Consider the following 20,588-nt stretch of genomic DNA (forward strand, 5'->3'; position numbering starts at 1 on the left):
ATCGCGCAGAATCAGCCAATGCATGATTTCACCCTAGTGGTGCCACAGGCCCCCTTTGCCTCCAGCGTCACCCTCACCCTTGATCTTCTGACCACCGCGGCCAAGCTGGCGTGCCGGGTCGGGGTTGCACCGCCGCGTTGGCGGGTCTGCGCGGTGACGCCAGGAAGCATTCCGCTTGGCAACGGCCTGCACCTGCAGGTGGACACGTTGCCTGCGCGCTCCTCTGCGCATGAATGCTGGATCCTGCCGGGCCTGGACATCGACGATGCCTGCCAGCTCGACGCGCGCCTGCGCCAGCCGGACATTCCACCCTTGGTCGCTGCGCTGAGCCGCCACGCCAGAGCGGGCGGCACGATTGCAGGCTCCTGTTCGTCCGTGTTTCTGTTCAACGCAGCCGGATTGCTGGAGGGACGCTGCGTGACCACAACGTGGTGGTTGGCCTCTGCGCTGCGGCGCGTGGCGCCCACTACCCGTGTGGAGCCTGACCGGATGGTGTATGTCGATGGTCCGCTGGTCACTGCCGGCGCCGCGATGGCACACATGGACCTGGTGCTTTACGTGCTGCGCCAACGCTTCGGCGAGCAGCTTACTGCCATGCTGGGCCAGGCGCTGCTGGTCGAGCAGCGTCGCCTCCAATCGCTGTATATGTCGCCGGCGATGATGGCGACCGAGAATGGCCTGATAGCGCTGTTGACCCGCCACATTGCAGAGACGCTCCCGGAACCAGTCACCGTGGGCACGCTTGCAGCGCGGGCCAACATGTCCACACGCACCCTCAACCGCCAAGTGAACAAAGTACTCGGCTACGGGCCGCAGCAGCTGATCCAGTCGGTGCGCTTGAACCGGGCGCGGGTGCTGCTGGAAAGCGGCGGGCTTTCGGTGGAAGAGGTGACCGCGCAGGTGGGACTCGGCGATTCTGCGACGCTCAGGCGACTACTGCAGAGGCGATTGGGCCTGAACCCCACCCAGGTTCGAAAGTGAGAGCGCGCATCCCGAAGCGCCGGCTTGCGAGCGCCCAGATTCGCCGCATCATCCACGTGGCAACGGACCATCGCCCCATGCAGGCGGGCCCACAAGCGTGACGCACCACCGCCGGGCAGGCAGAAGAAGGCGTGGCGCCGTGCTGATCGCTTGCCGTGGGCCGAGGTTGACCGGCTGTGGGTGGGGATTGCGACCGGCGTGATCATCGACGCCTTGCGCCGCTAGGGATTCCAGCGCAGGGCGCCAGGTGTCGCGCCACCGCTCCGGGGCCTTGGCTTGCGGTCATGGAAACCGGGCGGGCCTGGGCGGCTTCCTGCTCAGGAACGGGTCGACTGCATGTAGTCCTGCAGCCGCCAGCAGTGTCTGGGAAACAGGCGGCCATTTCACCGGATACCGCAGCGCCAACCGCCACACTCGCCACTTCCCTGGTCCCATCGGCGCTCACAGAATCAACCGATGTTCGATCTTCAACGTCTCCGCGCTCGCCTATCAGCGATGGTGCTGACCGAAGGATGGCGCCGGCGCGCGGCATTGTGGAGCGGCGCGGTGGCCGTAGCACTGGTTGCCATCGTGTTCGCCAAGGCCAGCGATGCCGCCTTCCATGTCTTCCAGCGTGTCATTGCCCATTCCCCATGGTGGGCGTTGCTGCTCACGCCGGGCATCTTCGCGCTGCTGGCCTGGCTGACCGCCGGTGCGCTCAGGCCCACCCGTGGCAGCGGTATTCCGCAGGTCATCGCATCGCTGGAACAGCCCGACCCGGAATTCCGACGGGTCAACCTCTCGCCTGCGGTTTCGGTGGGCAAACTGCTGCTGACGTCGCTGTCGCTGCTCGGCGGCGCGTCGGTCGGCCGCGAAGGCCCCACCGTACATGTAGGGGCCAGCCTGATGTACCTGTTCGGGCGCTGGTTCGGGTTCAAGGATCCCCGTGAGCTGTCGCACTTCCTGCTGGCAGGTGGCGCGGCCGGCATCGCCGCGGCCTTCAATACGCCGCTGGCGGGCATCGTGTTCGCCATCGAAGAATTGAGCGGGCGCTTCGAGCACCGCTTCTCGGGCACGCTGCTCACGGCGGTCATCGTGGGCGGCGTGGTGTCCCTGGGCTTGCTGGGCAACTACACCTACTTCGGCCACGTCTCCGCGTTGCTGCCGTTGGGGCAGGCGTGGGGCGCCATCGTGCTGTGCGGCGTGGTCGCCGGCCTGCTGGGCGGACTGTTCGCCCGGGTCGTACTGCTGACCATGTCCGGTCATCCACGCTGGCTTGGCAGGCTCAAGGGGGACCATCCGGTGGCACTGGCCGCGGCCTGTGGATTGATCGTGGTGGTGCTGGCCCTGCTGTTCGGCGACGGTGCGTTCGGTACCGGCTACGAGCAGGCGCGCAGTCTGGTGCAGGGCCAGGCAGTCGTCGGTCACGAGTTCGGCCTGATGAAGCTGCTCGCCAACCTGGCGTCCTACGTGGCGGGCATCCCAGGCGGGCTGTTCTCACCCGCCTTGGCGGTGGGGGCAGGGTTGGGGCACAACCTGGCGGTGCTGATGCCGGCGGTGGACCCGAAGGCATTCGTGCTGCTGGGCATGTGCGCCTACCTCACAGGCGTGACCCAGGCGCCGCTGACCTCGGCAGTGATCTCGCTGGAGCTGACCGACAGCGGCGACCTGCTGCTGCCGATCCTGGCTACCGTGCTGATTGCCCGGGGCGTGTCCGGCATGGTCTGCCGGGTGCCGATCTACCGCGGCCTGGCCGAGCAGCTGCTGGCCAGCAGCGCCGTTCCAGGCGGACAGCAAGCCGCCTCCGCCACACGCTCTGCTGACTAGGCGCTCGCCTGCCGGAGGGTTTCCAGCCCGCGCCCTGATCAGAGCAGCAGCAACGCCCCGATCAGCGCGGGCGGCATCACCAGCGCGCCGACCCGCAGGAAGTCGAGCGTGCTGACATGCTCGCCTTCGCGGCGCAGCGCCACCAGCCACAGCATGGTGGCCAGCGAGCCGGTCACCGACAGGTTCGGGCCCAGGTCCACGCCGATCAGCAACGCCGCGCGCGTCTGCGCCGGCAGCTCGGCCATCTGCCCCAGCGAGCCGGCCGCCAGACCCACCGGCAGGTTGTTGGCCACGTTGCTGAGCAGCGCAGCTGCGGCACCGGCCAGCCAGCCGGCCTGATGCGGCGACGTCTGTGCCAGCGTCTGCAGCGCGCTGGCCGCAGATTGGATGACACCGGTCTGCGAGACCGCTTCAACCAGCACGAACAGGCCGGCCACCAGCGGCAACACGCCCCAGGACACGTGGCGCAACAGCGGCAACGGGCTGCGGCGCTGGCGGATCGCCACCACCGCTACGCTCAACGCGCCCGCACAGAAGGTGACCAGGCCCAGTGGGCCGTTCATTGCGGAGGTCACCAGCAGCACGGTGCCGGTGAACAGCACGCCCAGCGCGCTCAGGCGCCCACCCTGGGTAAGCGGGCGGTGCGCGGGCGCCGCTGCCAGCGGCTGTGCGATCTCTCGGCGGTGCACCCAGCGCAGCACCAGATAGGTGGCGCCGATCGCAGCCAGCGAAGGCAGCGCGAACTGCGCCAGCCACTGCAGCAGCGACGGCATGTGACTGCCGTACACCACCAGGTTGGCCGGGTTGGAAATGGGCAGCACGAAGCTCGCCGCATTGGCGATGAACGCGCAGACGAAGAGATAGGGCAGGGGATTGGCGCGGGCCGCCTTGCATGCTGCATAGACGGCCGGCGTCAGCACCACCGCCGTGGCGTCGTTGGACAGGAATACCGTCACCACCGTGCCGACCAGGAACACCAGATCGAACAGGCGCCGCCCCGAGCCGCCAGCATGCCGCACCGCATACAGCGCCAGCCAGTCGAACAGACCCTCGCGCCGCGCCAGCTCGGCCAGCACCATCATGCCGATCAGGAACAGATAGACATCCCGCCCTTCGGCAACCGCGTGCCAGGTCGTGCCGAGCGACACCGCCCCGAGCAGTGGAAGCAACGCGGCAGCGCCCAGCGCCCACACGTATTCCGGAATACGGAACGGCCGGAACAGCAGGCCGACGGTGGCAACCGCCACGGCCGCCCAGATGATGAGGGGAGAATGGGAAGCAAGCATTGAATAAATGGGGTCTCAGCTGCACCGGCGCATAGCCAACAGGAACGCGCCCGCTGCAATCACGGCAAGTGCGAGAAAGGCGGCATCATACCCTGCCGGCTGAACCACCAGCCCGGCAGGTACTCCCGGCCAGTGCCGGGTTGCGGAGTTATGCGTGTTGCGCCGTGATGATCGCGTCGCGCGCGGCGAGCCTGCAGATGCGAAACCCTGCAGTTACAGCACCAGCCGTCACTCTCCCGGCTTCCTCGGCGGCAGGCAGTCGTCACGCTGGTGCCAGGCCGGCAGCTCCAGCGCATGGCGCTTCAGCATGGCCTGAATGCAAGCGTGAGCATGCTCCCTTTCCACGTGCTCACATTGGTCCAGAATCTCTGCAGCCAGCGTTTCAAACTGCGGCCAGAACTGCGCCGGATGGCGCACCTGCGCCAACCAGTGCACCAGCATGTCGGCCAGCGCATCAAGCTGCACCTGTGTTTCGGGGCGAACGTTCATCCCGGGGCCGCACCCAGGTCGAGCGCAACACGGTAGTGATGGCCGTCGTCGCGGAGCAGGACACTGAGGTCCGGCTGCAACACGCCATCCACATGCAACGTTGGCTGGCCCTGCGCAGTGCGGGTCACCACGAACTCATAGAAGCTGCGGCCGAAGCGGTAGCTCAGTTCGAATGACGGCCAGTGATCGGGCAGGCACGGTGCAAGCGACAGGCGATCGCCTTCACGACGGATGCCGAGCAGGGATTCAACCAGCAGGCGATACATCCAGCCGGCCGAACCGGTGTACCACGTCCAGCCGCCGCGCCCCACATGCGGTGACACGGCGTATACATCGGCAGCCAACACATAGGGTTCGACGCGGTAGGTCTGCACCGCCTCCGGGTCCAGCGCGTGATTGAGGGGGTTGATCATGTCGGCCAGCTCCCAGGCACGCACCGCGTCTCCCTGCTGTGCGAATGCCATCGCCGCCCACACCGCCGCGTGGGTGTACTGGCCGCCATTCTCGCGCACGCCCGGTACGTAACCACGGATGTAACCAGGGTCCTCCGTGGTCTGGTCGAAGGGCGGATCAAGCAGCTGGATCAGCTTGGCGTCCTTTCGCACCAGATGCGTGTAGAGCGATTCCAGGGCTTGCTGGGCACGCTCGGGCGCGGCGACGCCTGACAGCACCGACCAGCTCTGGGAAATCGAATCGATGCGGCATTCCTGGTTCTGTGACGAGCCCAACACGGCGCCATTGTCGAACCAGGCGCGGCGATACCATGCCCCATCCCAGGCATGCTGTTCCAGGTTCTGGCGCAGGCTTTCGGCCTGCTGTAGGCACCACTGCGCACGGGCGGCATCGCCACGCGCATTGGCCAGCCCGATGAAGCGGTGCAGCGTGTCATGCAGGAAGAACCCGAGCCACACACTCTCACCGCGCTGCTGGTCGCCGACGCGGTTCATGCCGTCGTTCCAATCGCCGCTGCCCATCAACGGCAGACCGCGCTCGCCAAGAAGCCGGCAACCGCGCTCGAGGGCACGGACGCAGTGCGCATACAGCGTGTCGCGCTGTGTCGACGGTGTAGGCAGGTCGTAATACCCTTCCTCTTCCGCCGTCACCGCGCGCCCCTCGATGAAGCTGACCACTTCGTCCAGCACGCTGGCGTCGCCGGTGACCTCCAGATAGCGGCATGCGCCCTGGGGCAACCAGAGATAGTCGTCCGAGCAGCGGGTGCGCACGCCGCGACCTTGCGGCGGATGCCACCAGTGCATCACATCGCCATCGGTGAACTGGTGTGCAGCGCACAGCAGCAGGTGTTCGCGGGTCAGGTCGGGGCGAGCGTGCACCAGGGCGAGCGCGTCCTGCAGCTGGTCGCGGAAGCCGAACGCGCCGCCTGACTGATAGTAGCCACTGCGCGCCAGGTAGCGGCAGCCCAGGGTCTGGTAGACCAGCCAGCCATTGGCCAATGCGTCCAACGCAGGGTCCGGGGTGCGCACCTGCACCGTGGCCAGCACATTGCGCCAGTGGATGCGCACCGCGTCCAGCGCGTCGATGGCCTCCTGAGCGCCTTGGCGGCTTCGTGCCAACGCCAGCGTTTCCTCGCGGTCGCGCCCTGCGCCAAGGCGGAAGGTCGTTTCACTGCGGTCGCCCGGGGCCAGTTCCAGCGGCACCTGGATCGCTGCACAGGGATCCAGGCCCGCACCCACCCGTGCATCCAGACGCTCGCGCCGCAGCGCTGCCGGTGCGTGCAGGCTGCCGTTGCGGCCGATGAACTCCAAGCGATCACAGGTCCAGCCGCAGCCGTCGGCATCGGTGTCGAAGAAGGCCATCCGGCCGCCGAAATCGGTGCTGTAGGCGTTGCGCGCCAGCAGCGCCCCGGTCTGGTGGTCGCGTTCGGTGACCACGTGCATGCGCGACTTCGCGCGCAGGTCACCCATCACCCATTCGACGTAGCCGATGGCCGACAGCCGCCGTGTCCTGCCCGACAGGTTGTGCAAGCGCAGGACCGAGAACTTCAGCGGCGCGGTGACGTCGACGAAGACCCACAACTCGCTGGCGATGCCGTCCTCTACATGCTCATAGACGGTGTAGCCGAATCCATGGCGCGTACGGTAGGCCCCGGTGCCCCTGCGTGGCAGCGGCATCGGCGACCACACACGACCGGTATCCTCATCGCGCACGTAGAACGCCTCGCCGCCCGTGTCGGATACCGGATCATTGAGCCAGGGCGTCAAGCGGAATTCGTGTGCATTCTCGAACCACGTGTAACCCGGTGCGCTCTCGCTGACGACCGTGCCCAGGCGGGCGTTCGCGATCACATTGGCCCATGGCGCTGGCGTCGGCGCGCCTTCCCGCAGCACCACGACGTACTCGCGGCCGTCCTCGCTGAAGCTGCCGGTACCGTTGTCGAATTGGCCGGCGCCGCGGTAGGGAAGGAAGGGCCACGGGTCATCCACGTCCTCGTCGTGCTCCGCGCCTGGGGGCAAGCCGGCATCGGGGGCCGAATCGGCAATGATGGGCAGCCCCGGGGTCGGCTCCGACGTCAGTGCCAGTTCCTCCTGCACCGCCTGCGGTGTCAGCGGAGGGATCCGTCGCGGAGGCAGCGGTTGGCGGCCGACCTGAGCGGCCAGGGTGCCGTCCTCGTCGCTGATCACCGCCCGCGCCACCGCCTGCAACAGAATGCGGTCCTCGTGGGTCATGTTCTGCACCGGCCGCACGAAAATGCCGCCAGGACGGTCGAGCAGGCCGGTCTCCGAACTGGCGGCCACCATTCCCAGAATCTGGTCCTGCAGTTCCTGCCGATAGCCGGCCTTGCTGTCGTTCCAGATGACCAGGTCGGTGTTGAGCCCTTTCTGGCGCCAATAGGCGTGCGCCTGCACCAGTTGCCGGACCAGTTCCACGTTGTCCGCGTCGGTGACCTTGAGCAGCACGATCGGCAGGTCGCCCGAGATCGCATGACTCCACAGCCCGGATTGTCCGCGTTGGTTCTGCAGCAGGACGCCGGCGCCCGCGCGCAGCAGTGGACCGGCATACAGCACGTGGGCAGCCAGGCGCTCGTACAGTGCCGCCTCGGCCTGGCTGGCGTTGATCTGCCGGCGCACCACCTGGCTGTGCGTCCACGCCAGGTCGAAGACGCGGTCGGCCAGGCGTCGGTCACGGTATTTGTCCACCAGCACCTCGCAACCGGGGCGGTCGGCGCCGACGCCATACACCATGTCCAGCTGCACCGTCTGCTCGGGCTCAAGCACCACGCGGACGCGGATCGCCACGATCGGGTCGAGCACCGAACCGTCGGTGCCGGAAAGATCGGTATCGGTGGTCAATGCCTGTGGCGTCCGCGGTGTATTGCCACGGCCGAGGAAGCGCGCACGGTCGGTTTCGTAGGAGATCGACACCACCTCCGCGTCATGCACCGCGACCAGATGGAACATCCACGGTGGCACTTCGTCGTGCGAACGGGGCCGGCGCGTGCACAGCACGGCCTGCTTGGCCGCCAGGATCTCGCTCTGCACGAACAGGTTGCTGAAGGCCGGATGCGCATCGTCGGCCGCCGCAGGTGCCAGCACCACTTCGGCATAGGTGGTGATCTCCACCGTACGCGGGCGACGGCTGCGGTTGGTCAGGCGCAGGCGCCTGAGCTCGATGTCGTCCTCAGCGGAGATGGCGACCTGCAGATGGCTCTCGCAGCCGCGGCGCGTACCACGGAATTCCGCCTTGGCGTCAGAGAAAATCGCCTCGTAATTGTCCACCGCCACGCAGGTGGGCTGGTAGGCGGCAGACCAGAACTCGCCGCTGTCCACATCGCGCAGATAGCAGAACGACCCCCAGGCATCGGTGGTGCCATCCTCGCGCCAGCGGGTGAGTGACAGGTCGCCGTGACGACTGTAGCCGCCGCCGGCATGGGTCAGCATGCCGTGGTAGCGTCCGTTGGACAGCAGCTGTACCTCCGGGCGCGGGCCACCCGGGTCCCGCAGCACGCGCAGGGACGTCTCGTCTTCGGCCATGGCCGAGTGCTCGCCCAGCGCTTCCACCTCATGTGGATGGAAGACGCCGATGCGCGGGATGCGTTCCTGCAGCAACAGCAAGGTGGCCTGGAACTCGACATCGGCAAGGAAGCGGCGCTGCATCGGCTGGTCGCGCAACAGGTAATCCAGCGACAGCAGGCCCATGCCCTGGTGGTGGGCCATGAACGAACGCAACAGCACGTGATCCTGCCCCGGCGGCAGCCGGGCAGGGGTGTAGTCGATCGCCTCGTACATGCCAAAGCGCCCGGAGAAGCCCAATCCCTCCAGCACCTGCAGGTTCTGGCACGCCGCTTCCGGCGCCACCATCAGCGCCATCATGCTGGCATAGGGCGCGATGACCCGATCCTGGCCCAGGCCGCGCTTCAGCCCCAACCCCGGCACGCCAAACGCCCGATACTGGTAGTTCAGGCGGGCATCGACAGCGTTGTAGCCGGACTCGGACACGCCCCACGGCAGGTTCAGGGTACGGCCGTAGACGATCTGCGCCTCGACCGCATGCCGTGTGGTCTGGTCCAGCAGCGTGTCCGGATAGCTGGGCATCACCAGCTGCGGCATGAGGTACTCGAACATCGAGCCACTCCATGACAACAGCGTCGGCGTGCCGTTGACCTCGGTGAGCATCCGGCCGAGCGCGAACCAGCTCTCCTGCGCCAACTGTCCCTGGGCGATGGCGACGAAGGCGCACAGCCGTGCTTCGGAGGCCAACAGGTCGTAGAAGCTGTTGTCGAGGCGGTGGTCGTCGACGTTGTAGCCGATCGAGAGCAGGTTGCGGGTGCGGTAGAACAGGAACCCGTATTCCATCAGCGAGAACTGCCCGGCGCGGTGCGCCAAGGCCTGCAACTGCTGGATGCGCGCGCGTGCATCCGCACCGACCTTACCCGGCAGCGCGGCCAGCTGGCGCAGGGTTGGCACCGCTGCCTCGGCGTCCGCGCCGGCATCGGCAGGGAGGTCGGCCAGCGTCGCGTGGGCGGCATGGCATTCGGCGGCGAACAGGGCCGGCCAGTGCAGCTCGCCTTCCTCTGGCGATTCCGCTGCCGGCCACTGCACCAGCACAGCGTCGGCCAGGTCGACCAGCTCCTGCAGACGGGCGAGGATCTGCGCGGTTCCGGCGGGGCGATCGACACGCGCTGACGCCAGGCGCTGGCGCAGGTGGTTGACCGCCTCGACCAGCGCTGCATCGTCGCGGCGCTGGCGCTGCCGTTCCTCTTCCAGCACGCCCAGCGTATCGGCCAGGCCATCGAAGGTGTGCGGTGCCAGCACCGGCGCATCCACCAGCGCGAGCAGCCCCTGCCGCAGCGTCAGCAGATGGCCGGCCAGGTTGCCGCTGTCCACGGTGGAGACATAGCGCGGCGGCAGCGGCTCCAGGGTTTCGGTGTCGTACCAGTTCAGGAAGTGACCGCGATGGCGCGGCAGCTGGTCCAGCGTGTCGAAGGTGAGGGCTGTACGTTCAGCGACCGCACCCAGCTGCAGATAGCCGAAATCCCACGCCGACAGATTGGCCAGCAGGGACAGGCCGATGTTGGTTGGCGAGGTGCGCCGCGCCACCACCAGCGACGGATGCTCCTGAATGTTGTCCGGTGGCAACCAATGGTCCTGCTCGCGTACCCAGGCCTGGAAGAAGGACCAAGTACGCCGCGCCAGCCGGCCAAGGAATGCGCGCTGCGTAACGGAAAGCTCGGCCACGCTCGCGGCCGGTGGCCGGCCCAGCCACGCCATCAACGCCGGTGCGAAGGTCCACGCCAACAGCAAGGGCAGGGCAAGCGGCAATGCCTGTGGACGCGCGACGGCCACCACGGCCACCAGCGCGAGCGCCAGCAGCGAGGCAGGCGCCATCACCCGCCATTCCGCGCCGCGGTCGCTGCCCAGGCGGCGCTCAACTTCGCTGGAGGGGTTCCATTGCAGCAGGTGGCGGCGTGTGACGGCCATGCGCCAGAGCGTGCGCAGCACCGCGTCACTGGCCAGCAACGCTTCGAAGGGCAGACACGCAACCTGGGTCGACGCGCGCAGCAATGACTGCAACGTACCGCGCCCGACCTTGATGTAATGCGCCTCCAGCGGCGTGTCGTCCGGAACGCTCAGGGCATCGCGCAGCATGCCTATCAGCGGCGGCGCGTACCACAGTGCCAGCACCCACGCCGTCCATGCAGCAGGGTTTGCGGCATACAGCCAGCCCACCACCAGCAAGGCCAGGGCAGCGATCGGCACCAGGCTGCGGCGCAGGTTGTCCAGCAATTTGCCGCGCGACAGCAGACTGAGCCGGTTGCGCTCCCATCCCGGGCCCGGACGCGGCGTCCACGGCATCAACCACGGCAACAGCTGCCAGTCACCGCGGATCCAGCGTGCACGGCGCTTGGCGTCGGCGGCGTAGCGCTCGGGGTAGTCCTCGTACAGGCGTACATCGCTGACCAGACCCGCGCGTGCATAGCAGCCTTCCAGCAGGTCGTGGCTGAGGATGCGGTTCTCGGGCAGGCGACCCTCGAGCGCATGCTCGAAGGCCTCGACGTCATAGATGCCCTTGCCGACGAACGAGCCCTCGTCGAACAGGTCCTGGTAGACGTCCGAGACCATGCGCGTGTACGGATCGATGCCAGGTTCGCTGCCGAACATCCGGGCAAAACGCGAAGTGCGGCGCCGCCCCAGGCTGGTGCCTACACTGGGCTGCAGGATGCCGTAGCCCTCCACCACCCGTTGCAGCGTGGGATCGAAGCGCGGGCGGTTGAGCGGATGCGCCAAGGTGGCGACGAACGCGCGTGCCGCATCGCGCGGAAGTTGTGTGTCCGAATCCAGCGTGATCACGTAGCGGACGCCGATCAGCGCAGCTGCGTCACCCACGATGCGCATGAACGCGGCCGCATCGCCCAGGCGGAGCAGGGCATTGAGCGCGGCCAGCTTGCCGCGCTTGCGCTCGTGTCCCATCCACACGCCTTCGCCCGGGTTCCATTGCCTGGGGCGGTGCAGCAGGTAGAAGCGGTCGCCGCGCTCGGGCGCGTAACGCCTGTTCAACTCCTCGATCCGTGCCGTGGCGTGCGCAAGCAGGGGGGCGTCCGTCGCCGCCGTGGCCTCCGCCGCGTCGAGAAAGTCCGTCAGCAGCACGAAGCGCAGTTGAGGATCGCGGTTGGCCAGGAACCGGACTTCCAGCGCCTCGACCAGCACATCGATCCCGTCGACGCTGGACAGCATCGAGGGGACCGCGACCACGGTGGCGCAGGCGGCAGGGATGCCCTCGCTGAAATCCAGCTTGGGCAGCGGCCTGGGGGCGACCAGAACCGTCGCGGTCCAGTTCACCAGCACGATGCCCAGCTCACTGAACACCAGCAGCCCCAGCAGCGCGGCCAGCCAGAGGGGCACCGCGCCACTGCCGGTTGCCAGCAGGCCAGCGGTGGCCAGCACCGCCAGCAGGACAATGGGCAGCAGGTACAGCGCAAGCGGCACGCGATGTGCCAGTCGCCGTGCCTTGCGGTGGCGCGGTGCTGCCTCGGCCACTGCTTCAACGGTGGCGTTCACGCCTTCGCCAACCAGCCAGTAGCCCACGTGCGTGCGCGGTCCCTCCGGCGGTGCAGCCGCCCTTGCCAGGTCCAGCGCGATGGTGGCGACGCGCTCCTCTGCCATGCGGCTGCCGCGGGCGATCTTCTCCACCACGTGGCGATACGCGTCGCGGGTGGCGAAATCCATCTGCGCATAGACGGCCATCGGGTCTTCGCGCAGCCGCTGCTCCACCACACTCATGTCTTCAACAAAGGTGCGCCAATCCATGGTGGACAGAAAGCGCAGGCTGCCAATGCTGTTGCCGATGGATACCTGGTCGGCCGCCTGCTGCTGCCCCTCGGCGGCGACCAGTTCGTCAATGCGCTGCCCAGCCGCTGCCGCCCACTGTTCCAGCCAGGCCACGGGCATGGCCCACGCACCGCCGCGGCCATGCAGCGACCGCGTCAGCTCGGCGATGAACGCGCCGGTCAAGGGCGGCGCGGACCGCGCCATGTCCGCAACCACCAGGACCACATCGGTCGGGGTCTCGGAAGCGGCTTGATTGAGGTTGTCCGCCCATTGTGAAGCCAGGCGACGGTCAGTCCCATCGCGCATCACCCGTGCGGCCATGCGCCGCAGGTTCTCCAGCAGGGCCAGGCGCAACATGATGGGGACCGCCCACAGCTCGCCCAGGCTCAGCGGCGCAAGCGACTGGTACGAGGCGATGAAACGGCCCAGCGTATCGGCGTCAATGCGGCCGTCACCGTGCGCAATGGCCTGCATCGACAGTTCATACACCCGCGGCAACCCGGCAGAGGGGCCCGAGACAAGCGACGGCAGCTGCCGGCTGTAGCCGCGCGGCAGGTGGCGTCGCGCGGTCTGGATCTGTTCTTCGATGAGGTAGTAATTGTCGAGCAGCCATTCCCCCGCCGGGGTTACTGGCCGCTGTTCCCGCACCACGCTGCTCAGCAGCGTATTGGCGTCTTCCAGCACACGCTCGTTGGCCTGCAGGCGTTCGAGCAAGCGCTCCGGGCCGGGGCGCATCCGCACGCGATGCTGGCGCGCAAGCGCGCGGCCGTACACCTCCATCTGTTCAACGCTGTACAGCGCGGCACGCAGTGGACCCTCGGTGGCCTCGATGGCCGGCACCGAGGCCTGGTGCTCACGCCAGCGCCAACGCACGCGACGACGCAGGCGCAGCCAGCGGCCAAATAGACGACGAAGGTGGGGCATGGGTTACCGAGGGGGGGGGAGGGTGCGTTCTGCATGGTTGCATTGCAGGTGCCGTGGTAGCCGTGAAGGCCGGGCTGTCGGCCCGTGATGCCGGAGTTGAGCCCCCAGGACGGAACTCCCTCGCCACATTCACCCCGCAGCAGCGAAAATGCATCACCGGGCGCGCTCTGATGCGCGTCGCTCACTGCCCGCAGGATCGCGAAGATGTCCAACACCCCCTTTGGCGAGTCGTCATGCGCTGCCGCCGCCAGCGGTTGCGTCGAGGTACGCGGCGCGCGCGAGCACAACCTCAAGAATGTCGATGTCTCCATTCCGCGCAATGCACTGGTGGTGTTCTCCGGCGTGTCGGGCTCCGGCAAGTCATCGTTGGCCTTCGGCACCGTCTTCGCCGAGGCGCAGCGGCGCTACTTCGAGTCGGTTGCGCCGTATGCACGACGCCTGATCGACCAGGCGGGCGTGCCCGATGTGGATGCCATCGATGGGCTGCCACCGGCAGTGGCCCTGCAGCAACAGCGTGGCGCCAGCAATGCACGTTCGTCTGTGGGCAGTGTCACCACGCTGTCCAGCCTGGTGCGCATGATGTATTCGCGTGCAGGGGCATACCCGGCCAATCAGCCCATGCTGTACGCCGAGGACTTCTCACCCAACACGCCGCAGGGCGCCTGCAGCACCTGCCATGGCCTGGGGCATGTCTACGAGGTGACCGAAGCGCTGATGGTTCCGGATCCGTCGCTGACCATCCGTGAACGCGCCATCGCCTCCTGGCCGCCGGCATGGCATGGCCAGAACCTGCGCGACATCCTGGTCACGCTCGGCTACGACATCGACATACCGTGGAAGAAGCTGCCGAAGAAGGACAGGGAGTGGATCCTGTTCACCGAGGAAACGCCCAGCGTGCCGGTCTATGCCGGCTTCACACCCGCCGAGACCCGTGCCGCGCTCAAGCGGAAACTTGAGCCCAGCTACATGGGCACCTACACCGGCGCCCGCCGCTACGTACTGCACACGTTTGCCAATACCCAGAGCGCGCTGATGAGGAAGCGGGTCTCCCGCTACATGGAAGGCAAGCTGTGCCCGGCCTGTCACGGAAAGCGCCTGAAGCCGGAGGCACTTTCGGTCACCTTCGCCGGTGTGGATATCGGTGAATTCATGCGACTGCCGCTGGATCAACTGGCGGACCTGCTGGAGCCCATCGCGCAGGGCGATTTCAGCGCGCATGGCCGGGGTGAACGCACCAGCAAAAGCGCCACCCGCCGCGACCGCACCACGCGGGCAGCGAGTGGTCGTGCTGTCCATGCTTCGGCCCCCGACGTACGGCTGACCTCGGCACTGTCGGAGGAGAAACGTCTGGCTGCACAGCGGCTCGCAGGCGGTGTCATGGCGCGTGTACACCAGCTGCGAGGCCTGGGCCTGGGGTATCTCTCGCTGGATCGCGCCACGCCAACGCTATCGGCCGGCGAACTGCAGCGCCTGCGGCTGGCCACGCAGCTCAGCTCATTGCTGTTTGGTGTGCTGTACGTGCTTGACGAGCCCTCGGCCGGTCTGCATCCCGCCGACAGCCAAGCGCTGTACGACGCGCTGGACCGACTGCGCGACGGCGGGAACTCGGTGTTTGTTGTCGAACATGATCTGGAGCTGATGCGCCGCGCGCAATGGCTGGTGGATGTAGGCCCTGAGGCGGGCGAGCATGGCGGGCGCGTGCTCTACAGCGGCGAGCCGGATGGCCTGCGGCACGTACAGGATTCACGCACGGCCCTGTATCTGTTCGAGCAGGTACCTGCGCCTGCCAGCCGGCAACGCAGCGCTGGGGGCTGGCTGGAACTGAAGGGCATCCACCGCCACAACCTGCAGGGTGTGGATGCGCAGCTGCCGCTGGGGCTGCTGACCGCAGTGACCGGCATTTCGGGCTCCGGAAAGTCCAGCCTGATGGCGCAGGCGCTGCCTGAGCTGATGCTGCTGCATCTTGGGCATGAGCCCGCGGATGATGGCGCGGAGGCCTCGCCGACGGACGGGCCGACCGTGATCGAAACCACGCGAGGCCAGTTGGCAGGTGATGTCGACGCAATCCAGCGGGTAGTGCAGGTGGACCAGAAGCCCATCGGCCGCACGCCACGCTCCAACCTGGCCACCTATACCGGGCTGTTCGACCACGTGCGCAAGCTGTTCGCCGCGACGCCCGCCGCGCGCCGCCGGCGTTTCGACGCGGGCCGCTTCTCGTTCAACGTTGCCAAGGGCCGATGCGAGACCTGCGAGGGCGAAGGCTTCGTTAGCGTCGAACTGCTGTTCATGCCCAGCGTCTATGCACCGTGCCCCACCTGCCACGGCGCCCGCTACAACGAAGCCACGCTGGCCGTGCTGTGGAATGACCGCAACATCGCCGAGGTCCTGCAGATGACGGTGGAGCAGGCGCATGCGTTCTTCATCGAGGAGGATGCCATTGCCCGCCCGCTGCAGTTGCTGCAGGAAATCGGTTTGGGCTACCTGAGGCTGGGCCAGCCGGCCACGGAACTGTCAGGCGGTGAAGCACAGCGCATCAAGCTGGCGACCGAACTGCAGCGCAGCCAGCGTGGGCGCACGCTTTACGTATTGGACGAACCCACCACCGGCCTGCATGCGTCGGATGTGGACAGGCTGCTGGTCCAACTGCAGCGGCTGGTCGACGCGGGGAATACGGTGGTGATGATCGAGCACGACATGCGTGCTGTCGCGCAGGCAGATTGGGTAATCGACCTCGGGCCTGGCGCGGGCAGTGCGGGTGGCACCATTGTGGCGAAGGGAACGCCGCAACAGGTGGCCCGCGCCAAAGGAAGCCGGACGGCGCCGTTCCTTGCGCGCGAGCTGGCGTAGCGTGGCTGAGCCGATGTCTTCGGTGCGTCTTTTACTTGCAAGCGAAGATGACGCTTTTGCTTGAGAGCGCCTACACGCACTTGAGATGACCGAAACCTCTCACGCATTGAAGCCAAGGGGCCCCGCCGGCACGTGACACTCAAGTTTCAACAAGCAGATTGGGTCTGTTGACGGGGCTAGCCGTATCCAGCCCCGCTTCCACTTGACAGGGCTATTCACTGGCTCCAAGCTCCGCGCGGGGTTGCGCACAATGGAAGCTGCGCAGGGGATGTTATGCCACAGGGAGACGCGGCACCTTCGGTGCCGGGGGAAGTGCATGTGCAGGATCAGCAGGATCTCGCGCTGCGCGGTTTGGTACTGCTTGCTCAATTCCACGGTATTGCGGCTGACGCAAGTCAGCTGGCGCACGACGCTGGGCTGGGCAATACCCCCACGGACGAGACAACATTGGTATTGGCGGCCCGCAAGCTGGGCTTCAAGGCGCGGATGGTGTCGACGCCACCTGCGCGCCTCGCGTTGGCCAACCTGCCTGCACTGGCGCTCGGTGAGGATGGTGATGCGTTCATCATCGCCCGCATCAATGGCGATCAGGTGCTGATCCACGACTTGGCCCAGAAGCGCCCGCAGAGTATCGACATGGCGACGCTCCAGCAACGCTATCGTGGGCGATTGCTGCAGGTGGCGTCGCGGGCTTCGGTTCTCGGCGAACTGGCCCGGTTTGATTTCAGCTGGTTCATCCCAGCGGTGGTCAAGTATCGGAAGATGCTGCTGGAGGTCTTCGCGGTTTCGTTCTTCATCCAGTTGTTCGCACTGGTCACACCCCTGTTCTATCAGGTGGTGATGGACAAGGTGCTGGTGCATCGAGGCCTGACTACACTGGATGTGATTGCCATCGGCCTGGTGTCCATCGCCGTCTTCGACATCGTGCTCGGTGGACTGCGTACCTACGTATTCGCCCACACCACCAGCAAGATCGACGTAGAGCTCGGCGCCCGCCTCTTCCGGCATGTGCTGGCATTGCCGCTGGCGTATTTCGAATCCCGCCGCGTGGGCGACACCATCGCACGCGTGCGCGAGCTGGAAAACATCCGGAACTTCCTGACCGGACAGGCATTGACCTCGGTACTGGACCTGCTTTTCACCGTGGTCTTCCTGGCAGTGATGTTCCACTACAGTGGCTGGCTGACTCTGATCGTCGTGATCTCGTTACCGCTGTATGCGCTCATTTCGGCGGGCATCACACCGGTACTGCGCAAACGGCTGGATGAGAAGTTCGCACGAGGCGCTGACAACCAGTCCTTCCTGGTCGAAACGATCAGCGGTATCGGCACAGTGAAGGCCAATGCAGTCGATCCACGCGTCACGCGCACTTGGGACAACCAGCTCGCCGGGTACGTGAATGCCGGCTTTGGAGTCACCAAGATCGCCACCGTCGGCCAGCAGAGCGTGCAGTTGGTGCAGAAGCTGGTCAGCGTGGCCATCCTGTTCTGGGGCGCGAAGCTGGTGATCGATGGCAAGCTGTCACTGGGGCAACTGATCGCCTTCAATATGCTGTCCGGGCAGGTGGCCGCCCCAATCATCCGCCTTGCGCAGCTGTGGCAGGACTTCCAGCAGGTGGGCATCTCGGTCCAGCGACTGGGTGACATCCTCAATACCCGCACCGAGCTCCCAGGCAGCCGGATGGCATTGCCTCCCATCCGTGGTGATGTCACTTTCGAGCAGGTTGGATTCCGCTACCGCCCAGATACCCCCGAGATCCTTGCAGGCATCGACCTGCATATTCCCGCCGGGCAGGTGATCGGCATCGTTGGGCGCTCAGGATCCGGCAAGAGTACGTTGACCAAGCTGGTCCAGCGCCTGTACACGCCTGAGCGAGGGCGGGTCCTGGTGGACGGGCACGATCTGGCCCTGGCCGATCCAGCCTGGTTGCGGAGGCAGCTGGGCGTCGTGCTGCAGGAGAACTTCCTGTTCAACCGCAGCGTGCGCGAGAACATCGCACTGAGCGATCCAGGCATGCCGCTCGAGCGAGTGATCAAGGCGGCAACCCTGGCCGGCGCCCACGAGTTCATTTCGGCGCTGCCTGAAGGGTACGACACCAAGGTAGGTGAGCAAGGCGCAGGCCTTTCAGGCGGCCAGCGACAGCGCGTGGCGATTGCCCGTGCACTGATCACCGACCCACGCATTCTGATCCTGGACGAGGCCACCAGTGCACTGGATTACGAGTCGGAGCACGCGGTGATGTCCAACATGCGCGAGATCTGCAGGGGTCGTACCGTCATCATCATCGCGCACCGCCTGTCCACTGTGCGCAGGGCCAACCGGATCGTGGTCGTGGATCGCGGCCGCATCGTCGAGAGCGGAACGCACGATGAGCTGCTGACGCAGTCAGGCGGGCACTACGCTCAGCTGCATCGCCTGCAACAGGGTGCGGCATGAAGCACATCCGTGACGGAGTGCGTGTCTTCGCAGCGCGCTACCTGGCAGTGTTCCGTAGCGCTTGGCGTGTCCGGCACGATATGGATCCGCCTTCGCGCGAGGCCGAAGAGCGCGCCTTCCTGCCCGCGCACCTGGAACTGATTGAAACACCTGCGTCGCCCACCGCGCGGTGGACCATGCGCATCATCATCGCGTTGTTCTGCGTGGCGCTGCTCTGGGCTACCCTCGGCAAGCTCGATATCGTCGCAGTGGCGCCCGGCAGGACCGTCGTGGACTCGCGGACCAAGGTGGTGCAGCCCGCGGAAACCGGCGTGGTGCGGCGGATCCTGGTACGTGACGGCCAGACGGTGAAAGCAGGGCAGGTGCTGATCGAGCTCGATGCCACTGCCACTGCGGCCGACGTTGCCAAAGCGGACGATGCATTGCTGAACGCGCGCATGTCCGCTCTGCGCCTGCGCGCCCTCACCGAGGCTCTGGAGGACGGCGCGGCTCCCGTGTTCCGTGTCGACAACGACCTCCCTGCCGACCGTGTGCAGGCCGAGCAGGCGCTGGCGCGCAGCCAGTACGAGGCACTGCAGGCCAAGCGCCACAATCTGCAGGCATTGATCGCACAGCGGCGCGCGGAACTGGAAACCACCCAGGCCTCGGTGAAACCGTTGGAGGAGTCTGCACGCATCTCTCGGCTGCGCGCAGACGACTACCGCAGCTTGTTGCAAGGCAACTACGTGGGTCGCCACGACTATCTGCTGCGCGAGCAGGAACGCATCGCAGGCGAGCGTGACCTTGCCGCACAGCGCAATCGCGTGCAGGAGATCCGGTCGGCCCAGCGGGCAGCTGAAGAAGAGTTGAGGGTGTTGGTGGCCGACTTTCGGCAACAAGCCCTGGACGGGCTGCGCGCGGCACAGGAACAGATCGGGCAGATGACTCCGGAAGTATCGCGGACGGAACAGCGCGACCGCCAGATGACCCTGCGCGCCCCGGTCGATGGCACCGTGCAGCAACTGGTCGTGCACACGGTGGGCGGCGTAGTTACTCCGGCGCAACCGCTGTTGGCTGTGGTCCCCAGCGAGGAAGCGCTGGAGGTTGAAGCCAGCATCCTCAACAAGGACATCGGCTTTGTGCGCACCGGCCAGGCGGTAACCGTGAAGGTGGAGAGCTTCCCGTACACCCGCTACGGCTACCTCACAGGAAAAGTAGTGAGCGTCTCCCACGATGCGATGCAGGACGAGAATCTGGGCCTGATATTCCCGGTTCGGGTGAAACTGGACAAGGCCACCCTGCAGATCGACGGTGTCAGCGTGCGCATGACGGCGGGCATGAGCCTGAGTGCCGAGATCAAGACCGGGAAACGGCGGGTCATCGATTACCTGCTGAGTCCATTGCGCCAGCATGCCGGCGAGTCGCTGCGCGAGCGTTGATCCACGCCTGGCGCCTGCGGCGGGCGTCCATACCACTCTACAAATGAGGTCATTCGTGCGAATTCTGCGCTTGCTCCTGCTTCCGCTGCTGGCAGTCCTGTCCGCGTGCCAGGATCCGCCACCCCAGCGCCCAGTACATGTGATGCTTCGACCCTACCTGCTGCGGCCCGGCGTTGACCCGGCTGGCGCCAACGCCGTGGTGGTCTACCTGAACCGCGACAACGGCCGCGTAAAGGAAGGACCGGGCAGAGCAGCAGGGACGCCATGGACAACCCTCCGCCTGCTTGTGGGCGTCGGTGCCACGCTGCCTTCGTCAATGTCACTTCGAGGCGATGAGCGCGTCACTGATGAAGGCGGTGGATTCGAGCGACTGGAACGCGACAGCGGGTCCCGGGTGCACAGCGTGCTTCGCTTCATAGGTCCCTGCGGACACGAGGTGCTTGCCACCGCATGGTCGAACGACTCACCGAGCAGGGGTATCTACCGTGCAGAAATGCAGATGGATGGATTGTACCTGCAGTACTCATATGGCGCGGAGAGCCACGCCGACCATCTGCGCTTCGCGGCTTGGGCATATGCCTGGTACAAGGGTCGGCCTTGCTCGCAGCCGCTACAGG

8 protein-coding genes and 1 pseudogene are annotated in these 20,588 nt (G+C 66.4%); 6 read left to right on the forward strand and 3 right to left on the reverse strand.

Annotation, left to right across the window (positions count from 1 at the left end):
* Positions 1-18 precede the first annotated feature (18 nt).
* The 3 genes and pseudogenes from H3005_RS09505 (at position 19) to H3005_RS09510 (ending at position 2,787) form a co-directional block, all read left to right on the forward strand.
* On the forward strand, positions 19-981 hold the full coding sequence (locus H3005_RS09505) for a helix-turn-helix domain-containing protein (RefSeq protein WP_191078026.1): 963 nt from the start codon (positions 19-21) through the stop codon (positions 979-981).
* Between the two features lie 37 nt (positions 982-1,018).
* A pseudogene (locus tag H3005_RS21125) lies at positions 1,019-1,206 on the forward strand (hypothetical protein); the annotation flags it as partial.
* A gap of 231 nt (positions 1,207-1,437) precedes the next feature.
* On the forward strand, positions 1,438-2,787 hold the full coding sequence (locus H3005_RS09510; protein ID WP_191078027.1) for a chloride channel protein: 1,350 nt from the start codon (positions 1,438-1,440) through the stop codon (positions 2,785-2,787).
* A gap of 38 nt (positions 2,788-2,825) precedes the next feature.
* Here H3005_RS09510 and H3005_RS09515 read toward each other — a convergent pair whose 3' ends face one another.
* The 3 genes from H3005_RS09515 to H3005_RS09525 all read right to left on the reverse strand — a co-directional run bounded on the left by H3005_RS09515 (position 2,826) and on the right by H3005_RS09525 (position 13,270).
* On the reverse strand, positions 2,826-4,073 hold the full coding sequence (locus H3005_RS09515) for an arsenic transporter (protein ID WP_191078028.1): 1,248 nt from the start codon (positions 4,071-4,073) through the stop codon (positions 2,826-2,828).
* 228 nt (positions 4,074-4,301) lie between these two features.
* Positions 4,302-4,562 (reverse strand): hypothetical protein, encoded by a 261-nt coding sequence (locus H3005_RS09520; protein WP_191078029.1) that lies wholly within the window; start codon positions 4,560-4,562, stop codon positions 4,302-4,304.
* Positions 4,559-13,270 carry a glycoside hydrolase family 94 protein gene (locus H3005_RS09525; RefSeq protein ID WP_223880155.1) on the reverse strand — a complete coding sequence of 2,904 codons (8,712 nt, stop codon included), beginning with the start codon at positions 13,268-13,270 and terminating at the stop codon, positions 4,559-4,561. The genes H3005_RS09520 and H3005_RS09525 overlap by 4 nt, the downstream gene beginning before the upstream one ends.
* Positions 13,271-13,474: 204 nt before the next feature.
* On the opposite strand from H3005_RS09525, the gene H3005_RS09530 reads away from it, so the two are divergent.
* From H3005_RS09530 to H3005_RS09540, 3 genes are all read left to right on the forward strand, one after another.
* Complete coding sequence (locus tag H3005_RS09530; RefSeq protein WP_100552533.1) at positions 13,475-16,117, forward strand: excinuclease ABC subunit UvrA; 2,643 nt, start codon at positions 13,475-13,477, stop codon at positions 16,115-16,117.
* A gap of 273 nt (positions 16,118-16,390) precedes the next feature.
* Positions 16,391-18,553 carry a type I secretion system permease/ATPase gene (locus H3005_RS09535; RefSeq protein WP_100552532.1) on the forward strand — a complete coding sequence of 721 codons (2,163 nt, stop codon included), beginning with the start codon at positions 16,391-16,393 and terminating at the stop codon, positions 18,551-18,553.
* Positions 18,550-19,971: an HlyD family type I secretion periplasmic adaptor subunit gene (locus H3005_RS09540; RefSeq protein WP_191078030.1), complete on the forward strand. Its 1,422-nt coding sequence runs from the start codon at positions 18,550-18,552 to the stop codon at positions 19,969-19,971. Before H3005_RS09535 ends, H3005_RS09540 begins: the two co-directional genes overlap by 4 nt.
* The last annotated feature ends 617 nt before the right edge of the window (positions 19,972-20,588 follow it).

Source organism: Stenotrophomonas sp. Br8 (assembly GCF_014763005.1).
In the GTDB taxonomy this organism is placed as follows: Bacteria; Pseudomonadota; Gammaproteobacteria; order Xanthomonadales; family Xanthomonadaceae; genus Stenotrophomonas; species Stenotrophomonas lactitubi.

What these genes read in the sequence shown, in the direction of transcription:
- H3005_RS09510 (WP_191078027.1), top strand. Translation starts at nt 1,438, where the DNA reads ATGTTCGATCTTCAACGTCTCCGCGCTCGCCTATCAGCGATGGTGCTG.
- H3005_RS09505 (WP_191078026.1), top strand. Translation starts at nt 19, where the DNA reads ATGCATGATTTCACCCTAGTGGTGCCACAGGCCCCCTTTGCCTCCAGC.
- H3005_RS09515 (WP_191078028.1), bottom strand. Translation starts at nt 4,073, where the DNA reads ATGCTTGCTTCCCATTCTCCCCTCATCATCTGGGCGGCCGTGGCGGTT.
- H3005_RS09535 (WP_100552532.1), top strand. Translation starts at nt 16,391, where the DNA reads ATGCCACAGGGAGACGCGGCACCTTCGGTGCCGGGGGAAGTGCATGTG.
- H3005_RS09540 (WP_191078030.1), top strand. Translation starts at nt 18,550, where the DNA reads ATGAAGCACATCCGTGACGGAGTGCGTGTCTTCGCAGCGCGCTACCTG.
- H3005_RS09525 (WP_223880155.1), bottom strand. Translation starts at nt 13,270, where the DNA reads ATGCCCCACCTTCGTCGTCTATTTGGCCGCTGGCTGCGCCTGCGTCGT.
- H3005_RS09530 (WP_100552533.1), top strand. Translation starts at nt 13,475, where the DNA reads ATGTCCAACACCCCCTTTGGCGAGTCGTCATGCGCTGCCGCCGCCAGC.
- H3005_RS09520 (WP_191078029.1), bottom strand. Translation starts at nt 4,562, where the DNA reads ATGAACGTTCGCCCCGAAACACAGGTGCAGCTTGATGCGCTGGCCGAC.